This window comes from Pseudomonas sp. URMO17WK12:I6, from assembly GCF_003253625.1.
Lineage (GTDB): Bacteria > Pseudomonadota > Gammaproteobacteria > Pseudomonadales > Pseudomonadaceae > Aquipseudomonas.
In genome coordinates this window covers 95,662-116,923 of record NZ_QKYZ01000013.1, presented here as the reverse complement: position 1 = coordinate 116,923, position 21,262 = coordinate 95,662, and the positions used below count along the sequence as shown (strand labels likewise).

Sequence of the window (21,262 nt, the reverse complement as noted above, 5' to 3'; positions counted from 1 at the left end):
CAGCAGCTGAGCATTTGTACACTGGGCTCGCCGGGCTTGGCAATCAGACAGGGCGTGGGCGACAGATTGGCAGTCGGTTTTTGACCTGTCATTCGAGCCTTTGGCGGGCAATGTGTCTGGTCTGAAACATTTGCTAATGCAAAGTGCTGGGTTATAACTAAAGCACGAGCGACGCAGGAAGCCTCAGGAATGGAATCGAAAGAACAGTTATTGATGGAGCTACTCGGCCTTACGGCTCGCTCTCTGACCCACCTCACTGCTTCCATGACCTCGATGTCTTTCGAGTTGTTACGCAGTGAAGACGAAGTCACCAAGGCGGCTGGCCGGCGCATGATCGACCGCATGGCCACCATCAGTGCCGGGCTCGACGAGCATTGGCGGCTGATCGGCGAGCTCACCGGCGTGCACGTCGCCCACGAGCAGATCGAAACCATCGAGGAAATCCAGCTGCAGGCGCCGCCGAGTCTGCCGCCGAACTGATCTCCTTGCTGCCATCGGCCGGCCTGATGGTCGTCGATTCACAAGACGAACGTCGCTGGCGCGGTGGCAAGTCACGCGCCATAGTTTTGTTCCCGCGGCCGACATTGCCCGCCCAGAACAAAACAGAGACTGGCCATGACCAAGACTCTCCATCACCGTGCGTGCCACCTGTGTGAAGCCATCTGCGGCCTGACCATCGAAACCACCGAGGTCGAAGGCAGCGGCGTGCAGATCACCTCGATCAAGGGCGACCCTCAGGACAGCTTCAGCCGTGGGCATATCTGCCCCAAGGCGGTGGCCCTGCAAGACATTCAGAACGACCCGGATCGCCTGCGTCAGCCGATGCAGCGAGTGGGTAGCGAGTGGCAGCCTATCGAGTGGGAAGATGCGTTCAGCCTTGTAGCCGAACGCCTGGCGGCGATTCAGGAGCGTCACGGGCAGAACGCGGTGGCGGTCTATCAGGGCAACCCCAGCGTGCACAACTACGGGTTGATGACCCACAGCAATTACTTCCTCGGCCTGTTGAAAACCCGTAACCGGTTTTCCGCGACGTCGGTCGATCAGTTGCCCCATCACCTGACCAGTCATTTGATGTATGGCCACGGCTTGCTGTTGCCGATCCCGGACATCGATCACACTGATTTCATGTTGATCCTGGGCGGTAATCCGCTGGCCTCCAACGGCAGCATCATGACCGTGCCGGATGTGGAGAAGCGCCTCAAGGCGATTCAGGCCCGGGGTGGCAAAGTGGTGGTGGTCGATCCGCGTCGCAGCGAAACGGCGGCGATTGCCGACCAGCATCTGTTCGTGCGCCCCGGCGGCGATGCGGCGCTGTTGTTCGGGCTGCTCAATACGTTATTCGCTGAAGGCCTGACCCGCGACAGTCATTTGCCGGTCGATGGGCTGGATGAAGTGCGTAAGGCGATCGCAGGTTTCACTGCCGAGGCCATGAGCCCGCTGTGCGCAGTCCCCGCCGAACAGATCCGTCAACTGGCGCGGGACTTCGCGGCAGCCCCGACGGCGGTCTGCTATGGCCGCATGGGCGTCTCGACCCAGGCCTTCGGCACCTTGTGCCATTGGCTGGTGCAATTGATCAATCTGGTGACCGGCAACCTTGATCGTGTCGGCGGTGCGTTGTGCACCGAGCCGGCGGTGGACCTGGTGGCGTCCACATCGGGTGGCCATTTCAACCTGTGGCGAAGCCGCGTGTCCGGGCGTCCTGAATACGGTGGCGAGTTGCCGGTGTCGGCGCTGGCCGAAGAGATGCTCACCGAGGGGGAAGGGCAGGTCCGTGCGCTGATCACCGTGGCGGGTAATCCGGTGCTGTCCACGCCCAATGGCCGACAGCTGGAGCAGGCGCTGGACGGACTGGAGTTCATGGTCAGCGTCGACCTGTACATCAATGAAACCACGCGTTATGCCGACCTGATCCTGCCGTCGACTTCGGCGCTGGAAAACGATCACTACGACACCACCTTCAATATGTTCGCGGTGCGCAACGTCACCCGTTTCAACCGGGCGATTCTCGCCAAGCCGCAAGGCGCGCTGCATGACTGGGAGATCTTCGTGGGGCTGGCCGAGGCCTTTGCGGCGAAGACCGGCAAGGCGCTGAAACCGGCCATTGCGCCGGCGCAGATGATTGACCGGGGGCTGCGGATGGGCCTGTATGGCGATGCTTCAGGGCACAAACTGTCGCTGGCGACCTTGTTCGATCACCCTCACGGTATCGATCTCGGCGCGCTCAAGCCCAATTTGACGCCTCGTCTGAAGACGGCCAATCAGCGCGTCCAGGCGGCGCCTGTGGAGATCCTCGCCGATCTGGCGCGCTTTGCGGCGTTGCAAGCACCAGCCGCCGATGAGTTACTGATGATCGGTCGCCGCCATGTGCGCAGCAACAACTCATGGATGCACAACTATCACCGCCTGGTGAAGGGCAAGCCGCGCCATCAACTGCTGATGCACCCGGACGACCTGGCCAGCCGCGGGCTCAGCGATGGGCAGCGGGTGCGCGTCAGTTCACGGGTCGGCGTGATCGAGGTTGAAGTGGTCGCCAGCCTCGATATGATGAAAGGAGTGGTCAGCCTGCCCCACGGTTGGGGTCATGCGCGACCGGGCGTGCAGATGACGATTGCCAGTGGCCAGCCAGGTTCCAGCGCCAATGACCTGACTGACGAATGTCAGCTCGATGAGTTGTCGGGCAATGCGGCATTGAACGGCGTGCCGGTGACCGTTGCGGCGGCGTGAACATGTCTGTCGGGGAGGCCGAGCATGGCGCTCGGGTTTCCGTTACAATGCGCCACCGTGCCGACCACTGAGTCGGAAAGTTCAGCCGAGGTGCTCCATGGATATCATCGAAACGATTAAAGAGCAGATTGCCAACAACACCATTCTGCTTTACATGAAAGGCTCGCCGAATGCCCCGCAGTGTGGGTTCTCCGCGAAAGCCGCCCAGGCTGTGATGGCCTGTGGTGAAAAGTTTGCCTATGTGGATATCCTGCAGAACCCGGAAATCCGCGCCAACCTGCCAAAGTACGCCAACTGGCCAACCTTCCCACAACTGTGGGTTGCCGGTGAGCTGGTTGGTGGTAGCGACATCATGACTGAAATGTCTGCCGACGGTTCGTTGCAGGCACTGATCAAAGACGCCGCCGCCAAAGCCGCCGCTGCCAAGACCGAAGCCTGATTCGGTTCCCGCAGGCTGCGATCTTTTGATCTTCAGCACGTAAAAAGCCCCGCCTCTGTAAAGAGAGCGGGGCTTTTTATTGCGTCGGGGTTAGCGGCGTAGAACTTACTCTTCGCCCATCTGCGATTGCAGATAGTTCTCAAGGCCGACTTTATCGATCAGGCCCAGCTGGGTTTCCAGCCAGTCGATATGTTCTTCTTCGGATTCAAGAATGTCTTCGAGCAATTCACGGCTACCGAAGTCGCCAACGGTTTCGCAATGGGCGATAGCGACTTTCAGGTCGGCATGACCGTCGCGTTCGATCTTCAAGTCACACTCAAGCATTTCCTTGGTGTGTTCGCCGATGTGCAGCTTGCCCAGGTCCTGGACGTTCGGCAGGCCTTCAAGGAACAGGATGCGCTTGATCAGCTTGTCGGCGTGCTTCATCTCATCGATGGATTCGTGGTACTCGTGCTTGCCGAGCTTGTTCAGGCCCCAATCTTCATACATGCGCGCGTGCAGGAAGTACTGATTGATCGCGACCAGTTCATTGGCAAGGATTTTGTTGAGATGCTGGATGACTGTAACGTCGCCTTTCATGGTGGGAGTCCTGCCCTGTATTAGCTGTATATAAGGCGGAGTTTGAGCCGCGTAATTAACAGTGTCAAACCTAAGTTATTGAAACTTAAATGAAAATTAATCGGAATAAGAATGTTTGTGTTCCGCGTCTAAGGCCTAAGCGATTGATTTTCAGACATAAAAAAACCGGACATCAAGTCCGGTTCTTCGAAATACGGTAGTTATGCGGCTGTAAATTCTACGGGGTAGGGGATCGCCGCCTGGGCCGTTTGCAGTTTGCCCAGAGTTTCACGCACCACTTCCTTGGCCAGGCAAGCGCATTTGCCACATTGGCCGGCTACGCCGGTAGCCAGACGGACTTCTTTGTAGCTGCAGCAACCTTCATAGATTGCATCGCGGATTTGACCGTCGGTGACGCCAGTGCAGAGGCAGACATACATAAGTGAGAACCGTCGCTGGTTGTGACTCAATTGCGATGGATCTTAATGTTAACGAGAATGATTGTCAAAGTGGTTTCTGAAGGCTTTTTGTCATAAGGGCCTTTGACTGACGAACGGTTTCCTCTCGCGCTTTATGAAAAAAAATAGAAGTGGCCATTTTGCCCGTCAGAAAAAAACCGCTAAGGACAGGCGAAAAACGCGGTGTATGATGGTCGGCCTTTTGCGAAGGAGGTTCGTGTCACAGGGCTGTCGCCTGAGGGTGACAGGCTGGCATGAGCCCTGTTCTTCAACGTTATTACACCAGGAGATATCCAATGAGCGTACTCGTAGGCAAACAAGCCCCTGATTTCACCGTACCGGCCGTACTCGGCAATGGCGAAATCGTCGACAGCTTCACCCTGTCCTCGGCCATCAAAGGCAAATACGGCCTGGTGTTCTTCTACCCACTGGACTTCACCTTCGTTTGCCCGTCCGAGCTGATCGCTCTGGACAACCGCATGGCTGACTTCAAGGCACGCAACGTTGAAGTGGTCGCCGTTTCGATCGACTCGCACTTCACCCACAACGCGTGGCGCAACACCCCGGTGAACAATGGCGGTATCGGCCAGGTTCGTTACACCATGGCTGCTGACATCAAGCAGGAAATCATGAAGGCTTACGACGTTCAGTCCGCTGACGGCGTGGCTTTCCGTGGTGCGTTCCTGATCGACGACAAAGGCGTTGTCCGCTCGCAGATCGTCAACGACCTGCCGCTGGGCCGTAACATGGAAGAGCTGATCCGTCTGGTTGATGCTCTGCAATTCCACGAAGAGCACGGCGAAGTTTGCCCTGCCAACTGGAAAAAAGGCGACAAAGGCATGAACGCTTCGCCAGAAGGCGTTGCGGCTTACCTGACCGAGCACGCTGCTGCGCTGTAAGCCAGGCGTCCGGCAATAAAAAACCGGCCTCACTGAGGCCGGTTTTTTTATGGGCGGGATAAACCGGCGACCAGCCTCAGTCGTTGTAGTCTTCCCAGCCGCCCATCTGTTTCCAGCGATTGACGATGCCGCAGAACAGCTCAGCAGTCTTCTCGGTGTCGTAGCGAGCCGAATGAGCCTCACGACCGTCGAAGTCGATGTCCGCTGCCTGACAGGCCTTGGCCAGTACGGTTTGACCGTAGGCAAGACCGGCGAGGGTCGCGGTGTCGAAGCTGGAGAACGGGTGAAACGGGTTGCGTTTCATGTCCAGGCGCGCGACTGCCGCGTTGAGGAAACCCAGGTCGAAGCTGCTGTTGTGACCGACCAGAATCGCCCGTTTGCAACCGTTGGCTTTCAGGGCCTTGCGAATGCCACGGAAGATATCGGTCAGCGCCGCTTCTTCACTCACTGCCATGCGCAACGGGTGATCGAGTTTGATCCCGGTGAATTCCAGGGCTGCTGCTTCGATGTTGGCGCCTTCGAATGGCTCAACCCGGAAGAAGTAGGTGTGATCGGGGTACACGAACCCTTTTTCATCCATGGCGATAGTGGTTGCAGCAATTTCCAGCAGGGCGTCGGTGGCCGAGTTGAAGCCACCGGTTTCTACGTCGACGACAACCGGCAGGTAACCACGGAATCTGGCAGCCATTGGATGACGAGGACCACCTCCACCGCCTTGACCGTCCTGTTCGTCGTCGAAATGGTCTTCACTCACGCGTGTTCCTCCAGCAGGCGCCAGCGCAGTTTTTCACCGGCGCGCAGCGGGATAACGGTCAGCTCGCCAAATGGCAGGCTGGTTGGGGCGGTCCACTCTTCGCGGACCAGGGTGATGCGATCGGTGTTCGCCGGCAGACCGTAGAAACGCGGGCCATTGAGGCTGGCGAAGGCTTCGAGCTTGTCCAGCGCATTACGCTGTTCGAAGGCTTCGGCATACATCTCGATCGCGGCATAAGCGGTGTAGCAACCGGCACAGCCGCAAGCCGCTTCTTTGGCGTGCTGGGCATGGGGGGCCGAGTCGGTGCCGAGGAAGAACTTGTCGCTGCCGCTGGTGGCGGCGTCGAGCAGGGCTTCCTGGTGGGTATTGCGCTTGAGGATCGGCAGGCAATAGAAGTGCGGCCGAATCCCACCCACCAGCATGTGGTTGCGGTTGTACAGCAGGTGATGCGCGGTGATGGTGGCGCCAACGTTGGCCGAAGCCGCGTTGACGAACTGCACGGCATCGGCGGTGGTGATGTGTTCGAACACCACTTTGAGCGTTGGGAAACGCTCGACCACGCGACGCATGTGCTCATCGATGAAGATTTTTTCCCGATCGAAAACGTCGATATCGCCACGGGTGACTTCACCGTGAACCAGCAAGGGCATCCCGACTTCGGCCATGGCCTCCAGTGCAGGGAAAATCTTGTCGATGCTGGTGACGCCAGAGTCCGAGTTGGTGGTCGCGCCTGCCGGGTACAGCTTGGCGGCGTGAATGAAACCGCTGGCCTTGGCCTCACGAATTTCTTCGGGCTGGGTGCGGTCGGTCAGGTACAGAACCATCAGCGGTTCGAAACGGCTGCCGGCCGGACGTGCGGCGAGAATCCGCTGGCGATAGCCATCGGCTTCAGCAGCGTTGCGCACCGGAGGTACCAGGTTGGGCATGATGATGGCGCGACCAAAGGTGCGCGCGACATCCGCGACGGTATTGGTCAACACGGCACCATCGCGAAGATGAATGTGCCAGTCGTCGGGACGCAGCAGGGTCAGGCGGTCGGACATGAGGGGATTCCAGGCGGGTCAAACTCAGGGGAATGCTACCGGAAAAGACTCTTCCAGGCACTCGCTATCAAGTTTTACGACAAGCTTCCGATACCCAACAGGCAGGCCGTGAATATGTGTGTCGGTCTTTTTGTCGTAGAAGCCAGTGGAGCCTCCCGTGCGCCAGCGTTATTTAGCCTTGCTCAGTGTGTTTGCCAGCCTTCCCGCGATGGCGCTCACTTTCCAGACTCGCCTGGAGAGCATCGAGTGGACGGTCGAAGGCGACAAGTTCGAATGCCGCCTGACTCAACCGATCACCGATTTCGGTTCGGGTGAGTTTGTGCGGCGCGCCGGAGAGCAGGCGACATTTCGACTGAAGGCCTACAACTCAATGATCGGTGGGGGTTCCGCCACCTTGCTGGCGGCGGCTGCGCCATGGCAGCCGGGGCGTGGCGACATTAACCTGGGCTCGGTGAGAATCGGTAGTGGCAACGTGCTGTTCAACAGTTCGCAAGTGCAGGCCGGGCGCCTGATCAGCGGGCTGATGGAGGGGCGCAGCCCGGTCGTACGACACTCATCGGGCGACGGTCGGGTGTCTGAAGTGCGTCTGCTGCCGGTCAAGTTCAGCAAGGCCTATGGTGACTATCAGGGTTGCGTCGCCAAGCTGTTGCCACAGAATTTCGAGCAAGTGAAGCAATCCGAGGTCGGCTTTCCGGGGGAGGGTATCGATCTCGATGCCAGGGCCAAGGCCCAGTTGCAGGTCATGCTGGAGTTCATGAAGGCCGATCCGACGGTCAACCACATTGAACTCGATGGCCATTCCGACAATAGCGGTAACCGGCTGACCAACCGTGAACTGTCACGACGCCGGGCGCTGGCGGTGATGGATTTCTTCAAGGCCAATGGTGTGCAGGAATCGCAGATCACCCTGCGTTTTCACGGTGAGCGCTATCCGCTAGCGCCCAACAACAATGCCGCCAACCGGGCGAAGAACCGCCGGGTTGCCGTACGTCTCGAGCGGGTCGCACCGACCGAGAAACCGGCGCCTCAAGCCACCGCCGCCGCGAGCAGCGCGACGACCTCCTGAACCTGCTGAATTCGTCGCTCGCTCGACATAATCTGTCGCTTCGTCGTCATAAGCTGTCGCGCCTCTGTAAATTATCCTGCATGAGCGGTAGACTTGACAGCTTTCCGTAGAACCCCGTGGAGTGATGGCATGGCGGACGTAAACAAGGTCGTTCTGGCGTATTCCGGCGGCCTGGACACTTCGGTGATCCTCAAGTGGCTGCAGGATACATATAACTGTGAAGTAGTGACCTTCACCGCTGACCTGGGTCAGGGCGAAGAGGTCGAACCGGCCCGCGCCAAGGCACAGGCCATGGGCGTAAAAGAAATCTATATCGACGATCTGCGCGAAGAATTCGTGCGTGATTTCGTGTTCCCGATGTTCCGCGCCAACACCGTTTACGAAGGCGAGTACCTGCTGGGTACTTCCATCGCTCGTCCGTTGATCGCCAAACGCCTGATCGAAATCGCCAACGAAACCGGTGCTGACGCCATTTCCCACGGCGCGACCGGCAAGGGCAACGACCAGGTTCGTTTCGAACTGGGCGCCTACGCCTTGAAGCCAGGCGTGAAAGTGATCGCTCCATGGCGCGAATGGGACCTGCTGTCCCGTGAGAAGCTGATGGACTACGCCGAGAAGCACGCGATTCCGATCGAGCGTCACGGCAAGAAAAAATCCCCGTACTCGATGGATGCCAACCTGCTGCACATCTCCTATGAAGGCGGCGTGCTGGAAGACACCTGGACCGAGCACGAAGAAGACATGTGGCGCTGGACCGTCTCCCCGGAGAAAGCTCCCGACAAACCGCAGTACCTGGAACTGACCTACCGCAACGGCGACATCGTTGCACTGGACGGTGTCGAAATGACCCCGGCCACCGTGCTGGCGACCTTGAACCGTATCGGTGGCGAACATGGTATCGGCCGTCTGGACATCGTCGAAAACCGCTATGTGGGCATGAAGTCCCGTGGCTGCTACGAGACGCCTGGCGGCACCATCATGCTGCGCGCTCACCGTGCGATCGAATCGATCACCCTGGACCGCGAAGTGGCTCACCTCAAAGACGAGCTGATGCCTAAATACGCCAGTCTGATCTACACCGGCTACTGGTGGAGCCCAGAGCGTCTGATGCTGCAACAGATGATCGATGCTTCCCAGGCCCACGTGAACGGCGTAGTGCGCCTGAAACTGTACAAGGGCAACGTGATCGTCACCGGACGCAAGTCCGACGAGTCGTTGTTCGACGCCAACATCGCGACCTTCGAGGAAGATGGCGGCGCCTACAACCAGGCCGATGCGGCGGGCTTCATCAAGCTCAACGCCTTGCGCATGCGTATCGCGGCGAACAAAGGCCGCAAGCTGTTCTGAGTCCTTTGATGCGGTAATGGAACTGTGGCCTTGTCGATGACAAGGCCACAGTTCTGAAAAAGGGCTGCTGCATATTACGTTTCGCTTTCTGCTGGTTTCTTCCAACCGTTCCTTTTGCTGCCTGCCTTTGATCTCACTTCAAGGGCTGCCTTGCTCTGTGCGACGGGTCAAAACCTAGCCCATGATCGTCACGCCATGTGAGCTCAAATTGTAAGAAACACAGAACGTTGCGTTGCTGCGTTTCTTTAGTTGTTTCCAGTGTTTGAGCGCACTGTCCTTCAGCACTACCTCCGAATCGGCACACGTGAGAAATACGATCACGTGTGCAGGATTATCCGGAGCGTGCTGGATACTCTCCATCAGGGCGCTGAACCCCATTTTTTTGGTTATCCAGCGTGCATCAATGATGTGCAGATCCTTTAGCGGCGCGGGCAGCTGCACATGGTGTTGGACCGAGCGTTCAGGCGACACACTGGAAGTGCTGTTTCCAGAGTGATCAGCGTTGTCCATGACTTTTATAAAATGCTTTCCCTTCTCGAAATCGGAGGGCGCGTAAAGCGATCGATAATTGAAGTTAAGTGTGGCGAAGAAAAGAAAAAGCAAATAAAAGGGAAAGCTGATCAGAAACCAGATGTAGAGTTCTCTCTCCTTGTGGTCAAGAAAGGGCAGCGATACAGCAGCTGATGTTTCGGACAGTGCTGCAAATATTGCAATGATTGTCATGGGGTTGGTGATTCTTTTTTTGAGTTTTGTCATGTTTTTTACTCATTAGGTATTATCTTTTTCTCTGTTGGTTTATAGGGTGTGTTTTGGTGGTGATGCATGTATGAGTGTGTTTTTTTGTATTTGTTATTTTAAGTTTCTTTTTGTTGTGTGGTTGAGGTTGATATAGTAACTGTATTGTTCTGGGTCTGGGTATGGCTGTTTATTTGTTTTAAAGTTGTGTGGGTTTGTTTGGGTTGTGAAGTGTTGCTGTATGTAAGTTTTTTCGAGTGGTTCGGGCCGGGTTATGTAAAATTCTGCAAGATACTCGTTACCTTTAAGGGTAGCTTAATAGTCGCGGTCTGTCGGACCAAGGGCGTTGAACCCTGTTTTTTTGGGGTGTGAATTGTTACAAAGACATTGTCGAAGCGTTTAGCAGTGTTCGGCCAATAAAATCCCTGGCTCATCATGCGCAATGATTTCTTGTAGGAATAATCCGTGTTGTTTGTAGGTAATGTCTCTCGGTGCGAGTGGTCGAGGGGGACGGCATGCCATGGGTGAAACGACTAGGCTATGGTGCGGGCTCTAAAAATTCGAACAGCGAAAATTGGAATTGCCCATGAATAAAGTGCTGATCGTGGATGATCACCCCGTCATTCGTCTTGCGGTACGTATGCTAATGGAGCGTCATGGCTACGAAGTCATTGCAGAAACAGACAATGGCGTGGATGCATTGCAACTTGCTCGTGAACTTATGCCGGATATCGTTATCCTGGATATTGGAATACCGAAGCTGGATGGGTTGGAAGTTATCGCGCGCCTGACCTCGGCGGCGATGCCTCTTAAAGTGCTGATATTGACGTCCCAGGCTCCAGGACATTTTTCCATGCGTTGTATGCAATCGGGTGCCGCCGGATATGTCTGTAAACAACAGGACCTTACTGAGTTGCTCAGTGCAATAAAGGCTGTATTGTCAGGTTATAGCTACTTTCCTAATCAGGCGCTGCATACTGTGCGCTCCAGTCTTGGGAATGCCAGTGAAGCCGATATGGTGGATCGTTTGTCCGGGCGGGAAATGATGGTCCTTCAGCAGTTGGCCCGAGGAAAGACAAACAAGGAAATCGCCGATGGGATGTTCCTCAGCAATAAAACCGTCAGTACTTACAAGACTCGCCTGTTGCTGAAGCTCAATGCTCGCTCACTGGTCGATCTTATTGAATTGGCTCAACGTAATGGCCTGGTATGAGTATGTCAGCGTTTGACGAGGGGCGATGAGCGGGCGTTTGTCGGGGATGGGCACTTAGTAAAAAGCCTCCGTTTCGGGAGGCTTTTAGGTGTCATAGGTCAAAATCGTAATCGGCCAATTGCTTTTGCAGTCGGCGCTCCTCCAGCAGATTGTCGATGGTGCGGCGTTTGCTCAGGTTGGTCTTCGCTACTTCCACCACCGGTTCTGCGTCATCGGCCTCAACGGCGGTGAAGTCGTCTTCTACGTCCAATTGCTCTTTGCCAGTGCTCATAAGGTTAACTCCAGGCTAAGACTGCCTTTGGCGCTCCTTATATCGACAATTTCCCGGCGGGTAAAAAAGATTTTTTCAATCGGCTAATCAAGAAAACTAATAGAGCCTCAATCGTCCGAGGTCTTTTGCTTGTATTCGCATAAGTCCTCGATCCGGCAGCTGCCACAACGCGGCTTGCGGGCCAGGCAAACGTAGCGTCCGTGGAGAATCAGCCAGTGATGGGCGTCGAGCAGATACTCCTTCGGCACGAATTTCATCAGTTTCTGCTCCACCTCGACCACATTCTTGCCCGGAGCAATGCCGGTACGGTTGCTGACCCGGAAAATGTGGGTGTCCACGGCCATGGTCAGCTGACGAAAGGCGGTATTGAGCACCACATTGGCGGTCTTGCGGCCGACGCCGGGCAACGCTTCCAGCGCTTCGCGGGTCTGCGGTACTTCACCGCCATGGCGCTCTACCAGCAAGCGACAGGTTTCGATCACGTTTTTTGCTTTGCTGTTATACAGGCCGATGGTCTTGATGTACTCCGACAATCCTTCGACGCCCAAGGCATAAATCGCCGCCGGCGTATTGGCCACCGGAAACAGTTTGGCGGTGGCCTTGTTGACGCCGACATCGGTCGATTGCGCCGAGAGAATCACGGCAATCAGCAGTTCGAACGGCGAGGAATAGGCCAGCTCGGTCTTCGGTTCAGGATTGTCTTCGTGAAACCTGCGGAAAATTTCCAGACGTTTTGCGGCATTCATGGGCGATGCGTTTCCTCGAAGGAGGTCAATGTGGGGGAGGGGCGGGTCCAGGCCTGACGTGCGGCGATCAGCAGCCCCAGCAGAATAAACCCGCCGGGGGCCAGCGTGGCCAAGCGCAGGCCACCGTCAGCGGTGAGCACCCAACCTTGCCAGTCCGGTTGCATGGCAGCGGTCAGCCAGGGCAGATGGCTACCCAGTGTCCCGTTGCCGATAAGCTCGCGCAGCAGGCCCAGGCCAATCATCAAGGCGCCGAACAGGCCGCACAGGCGCAGGCGGTCACGCCTTGTGCCCTGGAAAAAACCGTTATGTTCCAGCACCACGCATTGCAAGGCGATCAATCCGGTATAGAACCCCAGATGCTGGTGCCATTGAAGCGACCAGGCTTGCATGGCGAGTTCTACACAACTGGTCAGTGTGGCAGCCAGCAGGAGGCAGGCCAGTAAATGGGTTGCCGGAATCAGTCGTGAGCGCAAGATACCCATGCTCACGTCATAAACACTGAGCACCAGAGCGAACATCAGCCACAGGCCTAGAGCCGTTACCAACGAATCAGTGACGCCGATCAGAGGCGCAAGCATTAGCGAGTTCTGCAGGGTTGATGACTTATTCATGGGCGCTGCTCCCGATCAGCGGTTGCCGGTGTTCATCGAAGTAACGCAATGCATCGTGGGTGGCATTGATCACCGCTCTTGAGGTGATGGTCGCGCCTGCGATCTGATCGAATTGCCCTCGGTCCTTTTTCAAGGCCCAGCCAGTGTCGCTTGGTTCGCCTAGAGACTTGCCGGTAAACACTTGCAGCCAGGCATTGGGCCAGTCGGCGAGCTTGCCGCCCAGCCCCGGGGTTTCCGATTGCTTGAGGGTTTTGACCCCCAGCAACGTGCCATGGGGGTCGATGGCGATCAGCAAATCGATGGCGCCGGCGTAGCCCAGTGTCTGGCTGCGCAGCAACACGGCGCTCGGTTGGCCGGCCTTGGACGCCAGATAGCCATTCAGCAGCGTGCTGTTGGGCAGGCGTGTTTTTTCGACGTTGAGGGGGTGTTCCAGTGGCTGATTGTCGTAGCTGTCGGGCGCTAGCAGATCCAGCAAATTGCGGCTGTCGATCAGGCGTTGTTCGGCGGCAATGCGTGCGGCGCTGGTGTACTGCGCGAGGTAAGTCGCGCCTGTCCCCAGGCCTGCCAGTAATACCAGGGTCACAACGCTTGTCGCTCGGTTCATGGGCTGACCTGCGCTTGTCTGGAGGCAGCAAACCGCTCCAGCGCCGGTACACAGAGGTTCATCAGCAGGACGGCAAAAGCCACCCCGTCGGGATAGCCGCCCCACGTGCGAATCAAGTAAGTCAGCAGCCCCACTCCGGCGCCGAACAGCAACCGGGCCGTGGGGTTTTTCGCGCCGGATACCGGTTCCGTCACGATGAAGAAGGCACCCAGCATGCTCGCGCCAGTGAGCAGATGGAAGAGTGGCGAGCCATGGGAATCGGAGCCCGAACCGTTCCAGCACAACAGGCTGATGACGAACAGGCTGGCGAGCATGCCGACCGGCGCATGCCAGCTGAACACCCGCCGTTGCAGCAGAAACGCGCCGCCGGCCAGGAAGGCCAGGTTGACCCATTCCACGCCCCGGCCGCCGAAATGGCCGAATGCCGGGTTGCCGGCAAACAGTTCGTCCATGGTCAGGCTTTTGTTGATTCGCAGGCTGTCCAGCGCGGTGGCCTGGGCCCACGCGTCTGGTGTCTGGCCGAGGTTGAAGCCGAACACTTGTTGCAGGCCTGCGAGGAAGTCCATGCCGTGGGACGACGGCCAATGGGTCATTTGCTGAGGAAACGTCACTGAAGCCAGGGCGAAACCGAGCATCGCCGGGTTGAACGGATTCCTGCCGACGCCGCCATACAGGTGCTTGCCGAAAAAAAGTCCGAATGCCGCAGCGCTGACCGTCAGCCACCATGGGCAATAAGGCGGCAAGGCCAGGGCCAACAGGGTCGCGCTGACCAGCGCACTGCCATCGCTCACTGTCGGTTTTACAGGTTGCTTGCGCAGCTGTAACACCGCTGCTTCAACGGCCAGTGCGGTAGCTGCAGTCAGAATCAGGTTGATCAACACGCCCCAACCGTACAGCCAGAACAACATCAGCATTCCCGGCAGGGTGGCCAGCAACACCAGCTTCATGGCCTGCTGAAGGCGTTCATCCACCGATTCAAGGGGCGGCATAGGCATCCACCTGCCGCTCGGCTTCGCTGAGCGCATGTTGCAATGCTGTGATCTGTTCGGCCGGCGCTTCGTTTGTTTGAGCCTTCTTGAGTTCGGCGCGGCGCATGGCCAACTGGATCTTCGCCCGTTTCAGCTCGGCATCGTTTGTCGGAACAGGTGGAGTAGCTACCACCGGTGCACTGCTTTCCAGCAGCAACAGCGCCTGTTCGGCAGCTTCGAACTGCTGTTGCAGCACGATCAGTTGCGATTGCTGTTCGAAGGTCGGTGGATGCCCGAAGGCCTTGAGCGATTTATTCAGCTGCGCCCGACTCATCGCCAGATCGACCTTGGCCTTTTTCAGCGCCGCATCGGCATTGGCGGCCTTCTGCGCACGCACGCGCTCGAGCGCGGCCTGAACCGGGTCGAGCGTCACTTCACTGTGCTGCACGGCGCGTTGGGCGCGGGCCTGACGTTCGGCGAGTTTCTGTTGCTCCTCGCGGTGTAAGCGGGCATTGCGCTGTTCGAAGCGGCGTCGCGCGCGGTTGCGCTTGGCGGCCCGGGCCTGTTGCTCCTCCAGGCTGAATGCCAGCCCACCGACAATCGGCAGCGTGGCCAGCGGTAGCGGATGCATCTCGATGCAATCCACCGGGCAGGGCGCCACGCAGAGGTCGCAACCGGTGCATTCGTCGACGATGACCGTGTGCATGAATTTCGCCGCGCCGACAATCGCGTCGACCGGGCAGGCCTGAATGCACTTGGTGCAGCCGATGCATTCGGCTTCACGGATGTACGCAATCTGCGCCGGTGCCGAGCCGCGACTCACGTCCAATTCCAGCACCGGCACTTTCAGCAGCTCGGCCAGGGCTGCGATGGTTTCGCTGCCGCCGGGGGGGCACTTGTTGATTGGCTCGCCGCTGGCGATGCCTTCGGCGTAGGGTTTGCATCCGGGGTGGCCACACTTGCCGCATTGAGTCTGCGGCAAGAGGGCATCGATGCGTTGAATCAGACTCATGTTTTGATCAGCCCGCTGAATCCCAGAAAAACCACCGCGATCAATCCGGCGCCGATCAATTCGATCGGCAGGCCGCGAAAGGGCAGGGGGACATCGTTATCGAGTGTGCGTTGGCGCAAGTCGCTGAACAGGCTCAGCACCAGCCAGAAACCCAGCCCGGCACCTAGGCTCAAGGCTATGGCGTGGAAAAGTCCCTTGTCGTCCTGAGCGTTGAGCAGGGTCAGCCCAAGCACGCCGGCATTGCCCAGCAGCAGGGGCCAGAGACCCTCGAATGAAAGCTTGGCGAATAACCGTGGAAGCAGTTTCAGCAGCGGGCCGATCAGCAGAACGCTCAGCGGCAGGAATACGAACAGTCGCAGCGACGTCAGCCCCAGCGGCACCAGCAGCCAGTGGTAGAGCGCATGGCCGAGCGTGCCGACGATCAGCATCAGGCACGTCGTCGCGATGCCCAATGCATGCACCTGTCGCCGCTCGCTGCCCAGCACCGGATCGACGCCCAGCGGCCAGTGCAACACGAGGTTGTTGATCAGGGCAGCGCTGATAAGCGTAAGAAGCAGTTCGGTCATGATCGTGCCGGTAAGAACAGGGCTTTCTTAAGGGGCTCTCTAAAAAGAGATTAGGCATTATCCGGCAAGGAAGGAGGGTGGGCCAGATATGAAAATCCCACAGTCGCGCCGGGCACGACTGTGGGATCGGTTTAGCGCAGGACTTTACTTGATGCGCTGACCTGGCTTGGCGCCACTGTCGGGGCTCAGCAGATAGATTTCTTCGCCACCAGGGCCGGCCGCCATCACCATGCCTTCGGAGATCCCGAATTTCATTTTGCGGGGCTTGAGGTTGGCAATCATCATGGTCAGGCGACCTTCAAGCTTGGCCGGGTCCGGGTAGGCGCTCTTGATGCCGGAGAGCACGTTGCGTTGCTCGTCACCGATGTCCAGGGTCAGGCGCAGCAGTTTGTCGGCACCTTCGACGGCTTCGGCCTTGAGGATCAGGGCGACGCGCAGGTCGACCGCGGCAAAGGTATCGAACTCGATCTCCGGCGACAGCGGATCCTTGGCCAGTTCGCCGTTGCCTTGAGGCGCGGCAGCTTCGCCGGTGTCGGTCTGGCTGGCGGTCAGGTCTTCTTTCGAGGCGTCGGTCATGGCTTGCACTTTTACCGGGTCGATGCGGGTCATCAACGGTTTGAACTCGTTCAGCTGATGGTTGCTGAGCAAGGTGGTGTGGTCGTTCCAGGTCAGCGGTGCGACGTTCAGGAACGCCTCGGCATCGGCGGCCAGCAGCGGCAGCACCGGCTTGAGGAAAATCACCAGTTGGCGGAACAGGTTGATACCCAGGGCGCAAATGGCCTGGACTTCATCCTGCTTGCCTTCCTGTTTGTTCAGCGACCACGGTGCCTTGTCGGCGATCCAGGCGTTGGCACGGTCGGCCAGGCCCATGATTTCGCGCATGGCCCGGGCGAAGTCACGCGCTTCGTAGGCTTCGGCGATGCTCGGTGCTGCGGCCAGGAACGCTTCGGTCAGCTCCGGTGCGGCGTTGCCGGCCACCAGCACGCCAGCGTTGCCTTTGTGGATGAAACCGGCGCAACGGCTGGCGATGTTGACGACTTTGCCGACCAGGTCCGAGTTGACCTTCTGCACGAAGTCTTCGAGGTTCAGGTCCAGGTCATCGACGCCACGGCTCAGCTTGGCCGCATAGTAGTAGCGCAGGTATTCCGGCGACAGGTGATCCAGATAGGTCCGGGCCTTGATGAAGGTGCCGCGGGACTTGGACATCTTCTGACCGTTGACGGTCAGGTAGCCGTGCACGTTGATGCCGGTCGGTTTACGGAAACCGGCGCCTTCGAGCATCGCTGGCCAGAACAGGGCGTGGAAGTTGACGATGTCCTTGCCGATGAAGTGGTACAGCTCGGCGGTGGAGTCCTTGCCCCAGAACGCGTCGAAATCAAGTGCAGGCGTACGGTTGCACAGGTTCTTGAAGCTGGCCATGTAGCCGATCGGCGCGTCCAGCCACACGTAGAAGTACTTGCCTGGTTCATCAGGAATTTCGAAGCCGAAGTACGGCGCATCGCGGGAGATGTCCCACTGTTGCAGGCCGGCGTCCAGCCATTCGGCGATCTTGTTGGCCACGGCCTCTTGCAAGGTGCCGCTGCGGGTCCAGGCTTGCAGCATTTCCTGGAAGTCCGGCAGCTTGAAGAAGAAGTGCTGGGAATCCTTGAGCACCGGCGTGGCGCCGGAGATTGCCGACTTCGGATCCTTGAGGTCGGTCGGCGCGTAGGTTGCACCGCATTTTTCGCAGTTGTCGCCGTACTGGTCTTCGGTGCCGCATTTCGGGCAGGTGCCCTTGATGAAGCGGTCGGCCAGGAACATTTTCTTTTCCGGGTCGAAGTACTGCGTGATCGAGCGCGTGGCGATGTGCCCGGCGTCGCGCAGCTTCAGGTAGATCTGGCTCGACAGCTCACGGTTTTCTTCGGCGTGAGTGGAGTGGAAGTTGTCGAAGTCCACCAGGAACTCGGCAAAGTCGGCGCTGTGTTCAGCCTGGACGTTGGCGATCAGTTGTTCCGGGGTGATGCCTTCCTTTTCTGCGCGCAGCATGATGGCCGAACCGTGGGCGTCGTCGGCGCAGACATAAATGCATTGGTTACCGCGATGCTTCTGGAAGCGCACCCACATATCGGTCTGGATGTATTCCAGCATATGGCCGAGGTGGATCGAACCATTGGCATAGGGCAGGGCGCTGGTGACGAGGATCTTGCGTGGCTCGGACATGGGGCTCGGCTACTTGATGAAACGGAGGTCGGCCACTATAAAGCGCCGGCGCATATTTTTCACCCCCACGGCCAGCCTCCACGGACCTTTGTACCCGCCGGTCATAAGATATTTGTCATATTCTGAAAGCATCCCGTCCAGGCGACAGAACGGTTAGGATACCCGCCTGATTTTCCAGTCTTGCTATCGGAGTTGCCCATGAGCGCCGTCAATCGCGCAGCGGTGGAAGCCGTCCTTCGCCAATACACCGACCCTTATCTGAACCAGGACCCGGTCAGCGCCGGGTGCGTGCGCAGCATCGATATTCAGGGCGATCGCGTCAGCGTCCAGCTGGAGCTGGGTTACGCCGCCGGTCTGTTCAAGAGTGGCTGGGCGCAGTTGTTGCAGATGGCCATCGAGGGCCTGGATGGCGTGGTCACTGCCCGTGTCGAGATCACCAGCGTGATTGCCGCGCACAAGGCCCAGGCACAGATTCCGGGGTTGGCCAACGTCAAAAACGTGGTGGCCGTGGCGTCTGGAAAGGGAGGCGTGGGCAAATCCACCACGGCCGCCAACCTGGCGCTGGCGTTGGCTCGGGAAGGTGCCAAAGTGGGGATTCTCGACGCGGACATCTACGGTCCGAGCCAGGGCATCATGTTCGGCATCCCTGAAGGCACCCGTCCTCAGGTCAAGGATCAGAAATGGTTCATTCCGATCGAGTCCCATGGCGTCGAAGTGATGTCCATGGCCTTCCTGACCGACGACAACACGCCGATGGTCTGGCGTGGGCCGATGGTGTCCGGCGCCTTGTTGCAACTGGTCACGCAAACGGCCTGGGGCGACCTGGATTACCTGGTCATCGACATGCCGCCAGGCACCGGCGACATCCAGTTGACCCTGGCGCAAAAAGTCCCGGTGGCCGGTGCGGTGATCGTGACCACCCCGCAGGATCTGGCATTGCTGGATGCGCGCAAGGGCGTGGAAATGTTCCGCAAGGTCAACATCCCGGTGCTGGGTGTGGTCGAAAACATGGCCGTGCACATCTGCTCCAACTGCGGGCATGCCGAGCATTTGTTCGGTGAGGGCGGGGGTGTGAAGCTGGCCAACCAGTACGGCGTCGAACTGTTGGCTTCGTTGCCGCTGTCGATGCTGATCCGCGAACAGGCCGATGGCGGCAAGCCAACGGTGATCGCCGAGCCTGACAGCCAGATTGCGATGGTTTACCAGGAACTGGCCCGCCATGTCGGCGCGCGGATCGTATTGCAGGAAGCTGCGACGCCGGCGATGCCGAACATCACCGTCAGCGACGATTAAATCGCTGAAAAGAGATCGCAGCCTCGCTTCGCTCGACACGAGGCTGCGATCTTTTGATATTGCTTTAGATACGCAACCCGCCATCCAGCTCCAGAATCCGACCGGTGTAGTAGTCATTCTCGAAAATGTAGGCCGCTGACTGGGCGATCTCTTCGGGTTTGCCCATGCGCTTGAGCGGAATCCCGGAAGTCATTTTTTCCAGCGCTTCAGGTTTCATGCTCAGGGTCATTTCAGTTTCGATGAAGCCCGGCGCAATGCCCGCCACGCGAATTCCGTAGCGCGCCAGTTCCTTGGCCCAGGTCACGGTCGCCGCGGCGACACCGGCCTTGGCGGCGGAGTAGTTGGTCTGGCCGATATTGCCGGCGCGTGAGATCGACGAGATATTGATGATCGCGCCGCTGTTGTTCAGCTCGACCATTTTTGCCGCGACTTCACGGGTGCACAGGAACACGCCGGTCAGATTGACGTCGATCACCGCTTGCCATTGGGCCAGGCTCATCTTGGTCATTTCGCCATCCTTGACCTTCAGCAACAGGCCGTCACGCAAAATGCCGGCGTTGTTGATCAGGCCATGGATCGCGCCGAAATCGTCGGCCACCTGGCTGACCATGTGGGTCACTTGCTCTTCATCGGCGACGTTGCACAAGTAGGCACGGGCCTCGACACCCTTGGCCTTGCAAGCGGCGACGGCGGCGTCGAGTTTTTCCTGGTTCAGGTCCACCAGGGCCAGCTTGGCGCCACGACCTGCAAGATACTCGGCCATGGAACGGCCTAAACCCTGGCAACCGCCGGTGATAATGATTACTTTGTCAGTGAGTTGCATTCGCATAGCCCCATAGCCGATCGGAGTGTTTCTCCTTCTAGAGGGCCTCTCGATCTGAGCCTGATGTGGCCTGGCTGCACATGAGAACTGCCCCTGTGGCGTACTGGAACTTTCACCCAGACGCCTGTCCGTTTTTTCGACGGAATCTATATAAGGAGTCATAAATTGAGCGTTGTAGTGGCTAAGCATGCCCGAGAATTGCTTCTCAAGGAATACCGTGGAGTGCTCTCGACGCACTCCAAAGCGATGCCCGGTTTCCCGTTTGGCTCCGTGGTTCCGTACTGTCTGGACGAACAGGGCCGGCCGCTGATCCTTATCAGCCGCATCGCTCAGCACACTCACAACCTGCTGAAGGATCCGAAATGCTCGCTGCTGGTGGGTGAACGCGAGGCCGAAGACGTGCAAGCCGTTGGTCGGCTGACCTACCTGGCCGAAGGGGAAAAACTCGAGGACACCGCAGCCATCGAAGCGGCAGCCGAGCGTTACTACCGCTATTTCCCGGATTCGCAGAACTATCACAAGGCCCACGATTTCGATTTCTGGGTGCTCAAACCGGTACGCCACCGTTACATCGGCGGCTTCGGCGCGATTCACTGGGTCGACCAACTGACCCTCGCCAACCCGTTCGCCGGCAAGGCCGAAGTGAGCATGGTCGAGCACATGAATGCCGATCACGCCAAAGCCATCGCCCACTATGTCGACTTGGCGGGCCTGCCGAAAACCGTGCCGGCGCAATTGGTCGGCATCGACAGCGAAGGCATGCACTTGCGCATCGGCCAGGGGCTCTACTGGCTGCCGTTTCAAGCGCCTTGTAATACGCCGACACAAGTCCGGGAAGCCTTGGTTTTCCTGGCTCACGCCGAACATTGGCCGAAAAATCAAGTGGCCGATGCTTGAATTCACGAAACGGCGACGTCATCTAAGGAACACTGG

The 21,262-nt window shown here is 58.3% G+C and carries 23 protein-coding genes; 9 read left to right on the top strand and 14 right to left on the bottom strand.

All coding sequences use genetic code 11. The features are described 5' to 3' along the window. Positions 1–189: 189 nt before the first annotated feature. The 3 genes from F475_RS22190 (at position 190) to grxD (ending at position 3,163) form a co-directional block, all read left to right on the top strand. Complete coding sequence (locus F475_RS22190; protein ID WP_018926610.1) at positions 190–480, top strand: hypothetical protein; 291 nt, start codon at positions 190–192, stop codon at positions 478–480. Positions 481–615: 135 nt separating this feature from the next. Beyond that, entirely contained in the window at positions 616–2,724 is a 2,109-nt protein-coding gene (locus tag F475_RS22185) for a molybdopterin oxidoreductase family protein (protein WP_111454725.1), read from the top strand. Positions 2,725–2,821: 97 nt separating this feature from the next. After that, positions 2,822–3,163: a Grx4 family monothiol glutaredoxin gene (grxD, locus tag F475_RS22180; protein WP_007938922.1), complete on the top strand. Its 342-nt coding sequence runs from the start codon at positions 2,822–2,824 to the stop codon at positions 3,161–3,163. A 105-nt stretch (positions 3,164–3,268) separates the two neighbouring features. Here grxD and bfr read toward each other — a convergent pair whose 3' ends face one another. Both bfr and F475_RS22170 read right to left on the bottom strand, forming a co-directional pair. Further along, the gene (bfr, locus tag F475_RS22175; protein WP_007898512.1) at positions 3,269–3,742 is read right to left on the bottom strand and encodes a bacterioferritin; all 474 of its coding nucleotides are present in this window, start codon (positions 3,740–3,742) and stop codon (positions 3,269–3,271) included. 200 nt (positions 3,743–3,942) lie between these two features. Continuing rightward, on the bottom strand, positions 3,943–4,161 hold the full coding sequence (locus tag F475_RS22170; RefSeq protein WP_018926608.1) for a bacterioferritin-associated ferredoxin: 219 nt from the start codon (positions 4,159–4,161) through the stop codon (positions 3,943–3,945). 314 nt (positions 4,162–4,475) lie between these two features. Here F475_RS22170 and F475_RS22165 point away from each other — a divergent pair, with 314 nt between their 5' ends. Next, complete coding sequence (locus tag F475_RS22165) at positions 4,476–5,078, top strand: peroxiredoxin (protein WP_018926607.1); 603 nt, start codon at positions 4,476–4,478, stop codon at positions 5,076–5,078. A 76-nt stretch (positions 5,079–5,154) separates the two neighbouring features. On the opposite strand, the gene rnt is transcribed toward F475_RS22165, so the two are convergent. Beyond that, on the bottom strand, positions 5,155–5,832 hold the full coding sequence (rnt, locus tag F475_RS22160; protein ID WP_007938919.1) for a ribonuclease T: 678 nt from the start codon (positions 5,830–5,832) through the stop codon (positions 5,155–5,157). After that, positions 5,829–6,875 (bottom strand): dihydroorotase, encoded by a 1,047-nt coding sequence (gene pyrC, locus F475_RS22155; protein WP_018926606.1) that lies wholly within the window; start codon positions 6,873–6,875, stop codon positions 5,829–5,831. Before pyrC ends, rnt begins: the two co-directional genes overlap by 4 nt. A 157-nt stretch (positions 6,876–7,032) precedes the next feature. Between pyrC and F475_RS22150 the strand changes: the two genes are divergently transcribed. Continuing rightward, the gene (locus F475_RS22150; protein ID WP_018926605.1) at positions 7,033–7,941 is read left to right on the top strand and encodes an OmpA family protein; all 909 of its coding nucleotides are present in this window, start codon (positions 7,033–7,035) and stop codon (positions 7,939–7,941) included. 129 nt (positions 7,942–8,070) lie between these two features. Next, complete coding sequence (locus F475_RS22145) at positions 8,071–9,288, top strand: argininosuccinate synthase (protein ID WP_020799894.1); 1,218 nt, start codon at positions 8,071–8,073, stop codon at positions 9,286–9,288. A 174-nt stretch (positions 9,289–9,462) separates the two neighbouring features. On the opposite strand, the gene F475_RS22140 is transcribed toward F475_RS22145, so the two are convergent. Beyond that, on the bottom strand, positions 9,463–10,044 hold the full coding sequence (locus F475_RS22140; RefSeq protein WP_064616313.1) for a hypothetical protein: 582 nt from the start codon (positions 10,042–10,044) through the stop codon (positions 9,463–9,465). A 565-nt stretch (positions 10,045–10,609) separates the two neighbouring features. Here F475_RS22140 and F475_RS22135 point away from each other — a divergent pair. Further along, complete coding sequence (locus tag F475_RS22135) at positions 10,610–11,236, top strand: response regulator transcription factor (protein WP_018926602.1); 627 nt, start codon at positions 10,610–10,612, stop codon at positions 11,234–11,236. A gap of 91 nt (positions 11,237–11,327) precedes the next feature. Here the strand turns inward: F475_RS22135 and F475_RS22130 are convergent, their stop codons facing one another. From F475_RS22130 to metG, 8 genes are all read right to left on the bottom strand, one after another. Further along, on the bottom strand, positions 11,328–11,507 hold the full coding sequence (locus F475_RS22130) for a PA3496 family putative envelope integrity protein (protein WP_018926601.1): 180 nt from the start codon (positions 11,505–11,507) through the stop codon (positions 11,328–11,330). A 107-nt stretch (positions 11,508–11,614) separates the two neighbouring features. Continuing rightward, positions 11,615–12,253 (bottom strand): endonuclease III, encoded by a 639-nt coding sequence (gene nth, locus F475_RS22125; RefSeq protein WP_018926600.1) that lies wholly within the window; start codon positions 12,251–12,253, stop codon positions 11,615–11,617. Next, entirely contained in the window at positions 12,250–12,864 is a 615-nt protein-coding gene (locus F475_RS22120) for an Rnf-Nqr domain containing protein (RefSeq protein ID WP_018926599.1), read from the bottom strand. The genes nth and F475_RS22120 overlap by 4 nt, the downstream gene beginning before the upstream one ends. Beyond that, on the bottom strand, positions 12,857–13,468 hold the full coding sequence (locus F475_RS22115; RefSeq protein ID WP_064616314.1) for an RnfABCDGE type electron transport complex subunit G: 612 nt from the start codon (positions 13,466–13,468) through the stop codon (positions 12,857–12,859). The genes F475_RS22120 and F475_RS22115 overlap by 8 nt, the downstream gene beginning before the upstream one ends. Then, positions 13,465–14,457, bottom strand: a complete 993-nt coding sequence (locus F475_RS22110) for an RnfABCDGE type electron transport complex subunit D (protein WP_018926597.1) — start codon at positions 14,455–14,457, stop codon at positions 13,465–13,467. The genes F475_RS22115 and F475_RS22110 overlap by 4 nt, the downstream gene beginning before the upstream one ends. Next, entirely contained in the window at positions 14,444–15,448 is a 1,005-nt protein-coding gene (gene rsxB / locus F475_RS22105; protein ID WP_111454724.1) for an electron transport complex subunit RsxB, read from the bottom strand. The genes F475_RS22110 and rsxB overlap by 14 nt, the downstream gene beginning before the upstream one ends. Beyond that, positions 15,445–16,014 (bottom strand): electron transport complex protein RnfA, encoded by a 570-nt coding sequence (locus F475_RS22100; RefSeq protein ID WP_064616316.1) that lies wholly within the window; start codon positions 16,012–16,014, stop codon positions 15,445–15,447. The genes rsxB and F475_RS22100 overlap by 4 nt, the downstream gene beginning before the upstream one ends. 144 nt (positions 16,015–16,158) lie before the next feature. Then, the gene (gene metG / locus F475_RS22095) at positions 16,159–18,213 is read right to left on the bottom strand and encodes a methionine--tRNA ligase (protein ID WP_111454723.1); all 2,055 of its coding nucleotides are present in this window, start codon (positions 18,211–18,213) and stop codon (positions 16,159–16,161) included. 198 nt (positions 18,214–18,411) lie between these two features. On the opposite strand from metG, the gene apbC reads away from it, so the two are divergent. Next, the gene (gene apbC / locus F475_RS22090) at positions 18,412–19,506 is read left to right on the top strand and encodes an iron-sulfur cluster carrier protein ApbC (RefSeq protein ID WP_018926592.1); all 1,095 of its coding nucleotides are present in this window, start codon (positions 18,412–18,414) and stop codon (positions 19,504–19,506) included. A 64-nt stretch (positions 19,507–19,570) separates the two neighbouring features. Here apbC and F475_RS22085 read toward each other — a convergent pair whose 3' ends face one another. After that, positions 19,571–20,329 carry an SDR family oxidoreductase gene (locus F475_RS22085; RefSeq protein ID WP_018926591.1) on the bottom strand — a complete coding sequence of 253 codons (759 nt, stop codon included), beginning with the start codon at positions 20,327–20,329 and terminating at the stop codon, positions 19,571–19,573. Between the two features lie 165 nt (positions 20,330–20,494). Between F475_RS22085 and F475_RS22080 the strand changes: the two genes are divergently transcribed. Beyond that, positions 20,495–21,226, top strand: a complete 732-nt coding sequence (locus tag F475_RS22080; RefSeq protein ID WP_026286457.1) for a HugZ family protein — start codon at positions 20,495–20,497, stop codon at positions 21,224–21,226. Positions 21,227–21,262: the final 36 nt, after the last annotated feature.

Excerpts from the sequence above, each read along its gene's own strand:
- F475_RS22190 (WP_018926610.1), top strand. The coding sequence starts at position 190 with ATGGAATCGAAAGAACAGTTATTGATGGAGCTACTCGGCCTTACGGCT.
- F475_RS22185 (WP_111454725.1), top strand. The coding sequence starts at position 616 with ATGACCAAGACTCTCCATCACCGTGCGTGCCACCTGTGTGAAGCCATC.
- grxD (WP_007938922.1), top strand. The coding sequence starts at position 2,822 with ATGGATATCATCGAAACGATTAAAGAGCAGATTGCCAACAACACCATT.
- bfr (WP_007898512.1), bottom strand. The coding sequence starts at position 3,742 with ATGAAAGGCGACGTTACAGTCATCCAGCATCTCAACAAAATCCTTGCC.
- F475_RS22170 (WP_018926608.1), bottom strand. The coding sequence starts at position 4,161 with ATGTATGTCTGCCTCTGCACTGGCGTCACCGACGGTCAAATCCGCGAT.
- F475_RS22165 (WP_018926607.1), top strand. The coding sequence starts at position 4,476 with ATGAGCGTACTCGTAGGCAAACAAGCCCCTGATTTCACCGTACCGGCC.
- pyrC (WP_018926606.1), bottom strand. The coding sequence starts at position 6,875 with ATGTCCGACCGCCTGACCCTGCTGCGTCCCGACGACTGGCACATTCAT.
- F475_RS22145 (WP_020799894.1), top strand. The coding sequence starts at position 8,071 with ATGGCGGACGTAAACAAGGTCGTTCTGGCGTATTCCGGCGGCCTGGAC.
- F475_RS22140 (WP_064616313.1), bottom strand. The coding sequence starts at position 10,044 with ATGACAAAACTCAAAAAAAGAATCACCAACCCCATGACAATCATTGCA.
- F475_RS22135 (WP_018926602.1), top strand. The coding sequence starts at position 10,610 with ATGAATAAAGTGCTGATCGTGGATGATCACCCCGTCATTCGTCTTGCG.
- F475_RS22130 (WP_018926601.1), bottom strand. The coding sequence starts at position 11,507 with ATGAGCACTGGCAAAGAGCAATTGGACGTAGAAGACGACTTCACCGCC.
- nth (WP_018926600.1), bottom strand. The coding sequence starts at position 12,253 with ATGAATGCCGCAAAACGTCTGGAAATTTTCCGCAGGTTTCACGAAGAC.
- F475_RS22120 (WP_018926599.1), bottom strand. The coding sequence starts at position 12,864 with ATGAATAAGTCATCAACCCTGCAGAACTCGCTAATGCTTGCGCCTCTG.
- F475_RS22115 (WP_064616314.1), bottom strand. The coding sequence starts at position 13,468 with ATGAACCGAGCGACAAGCGTTGTGACCCTGGTATTACTGGCAGGCCTG.
- F475_RS22110 (WP_018926597.1), bottom strand. The coding sequence starts at position 14,457 with ATGCCGCCCCTTGAATCGGTGGATGAACGCCTTCAGCAGGCCATGAAG.
- rsxB (WP_111454724.1), bottom strand. The coding sequence starts at position 15,448 with ATGAGTCTGATTCAACGCATCGATGCCCTCTTGCCGCAGACTCAATGC.
- F475_RS22100 (WP_064616316.1), bottom strand. The coding sequence starts at position 16,014 with ATGACCGAACTGCTTCTTACGCTTATCAGCGCTGCCCTGATCAACAAC.
- metG (WP_111454723.1), bottom strand. The coding sequence starts at position 18,213 with ATGTCCGAGCCACGCAAGATCCTCGTCACCAGCGCCCTGCCCTATGCC.
- apbC (WP_018926592.1), top strand. The coding sequence starts at position 18,412 with ATGAGCGCCGTCAATCGCGCAGCGGTGGAAGCCGTCCTTCGCCAATAC.
- F475_RS22085 (WP_018926591.1), bottom strand. The coding sequence starts at position 20,329 with ATGCAACTCACTGACAAAGTAATCATTATCACCGGCGGTTGCCAGGGT.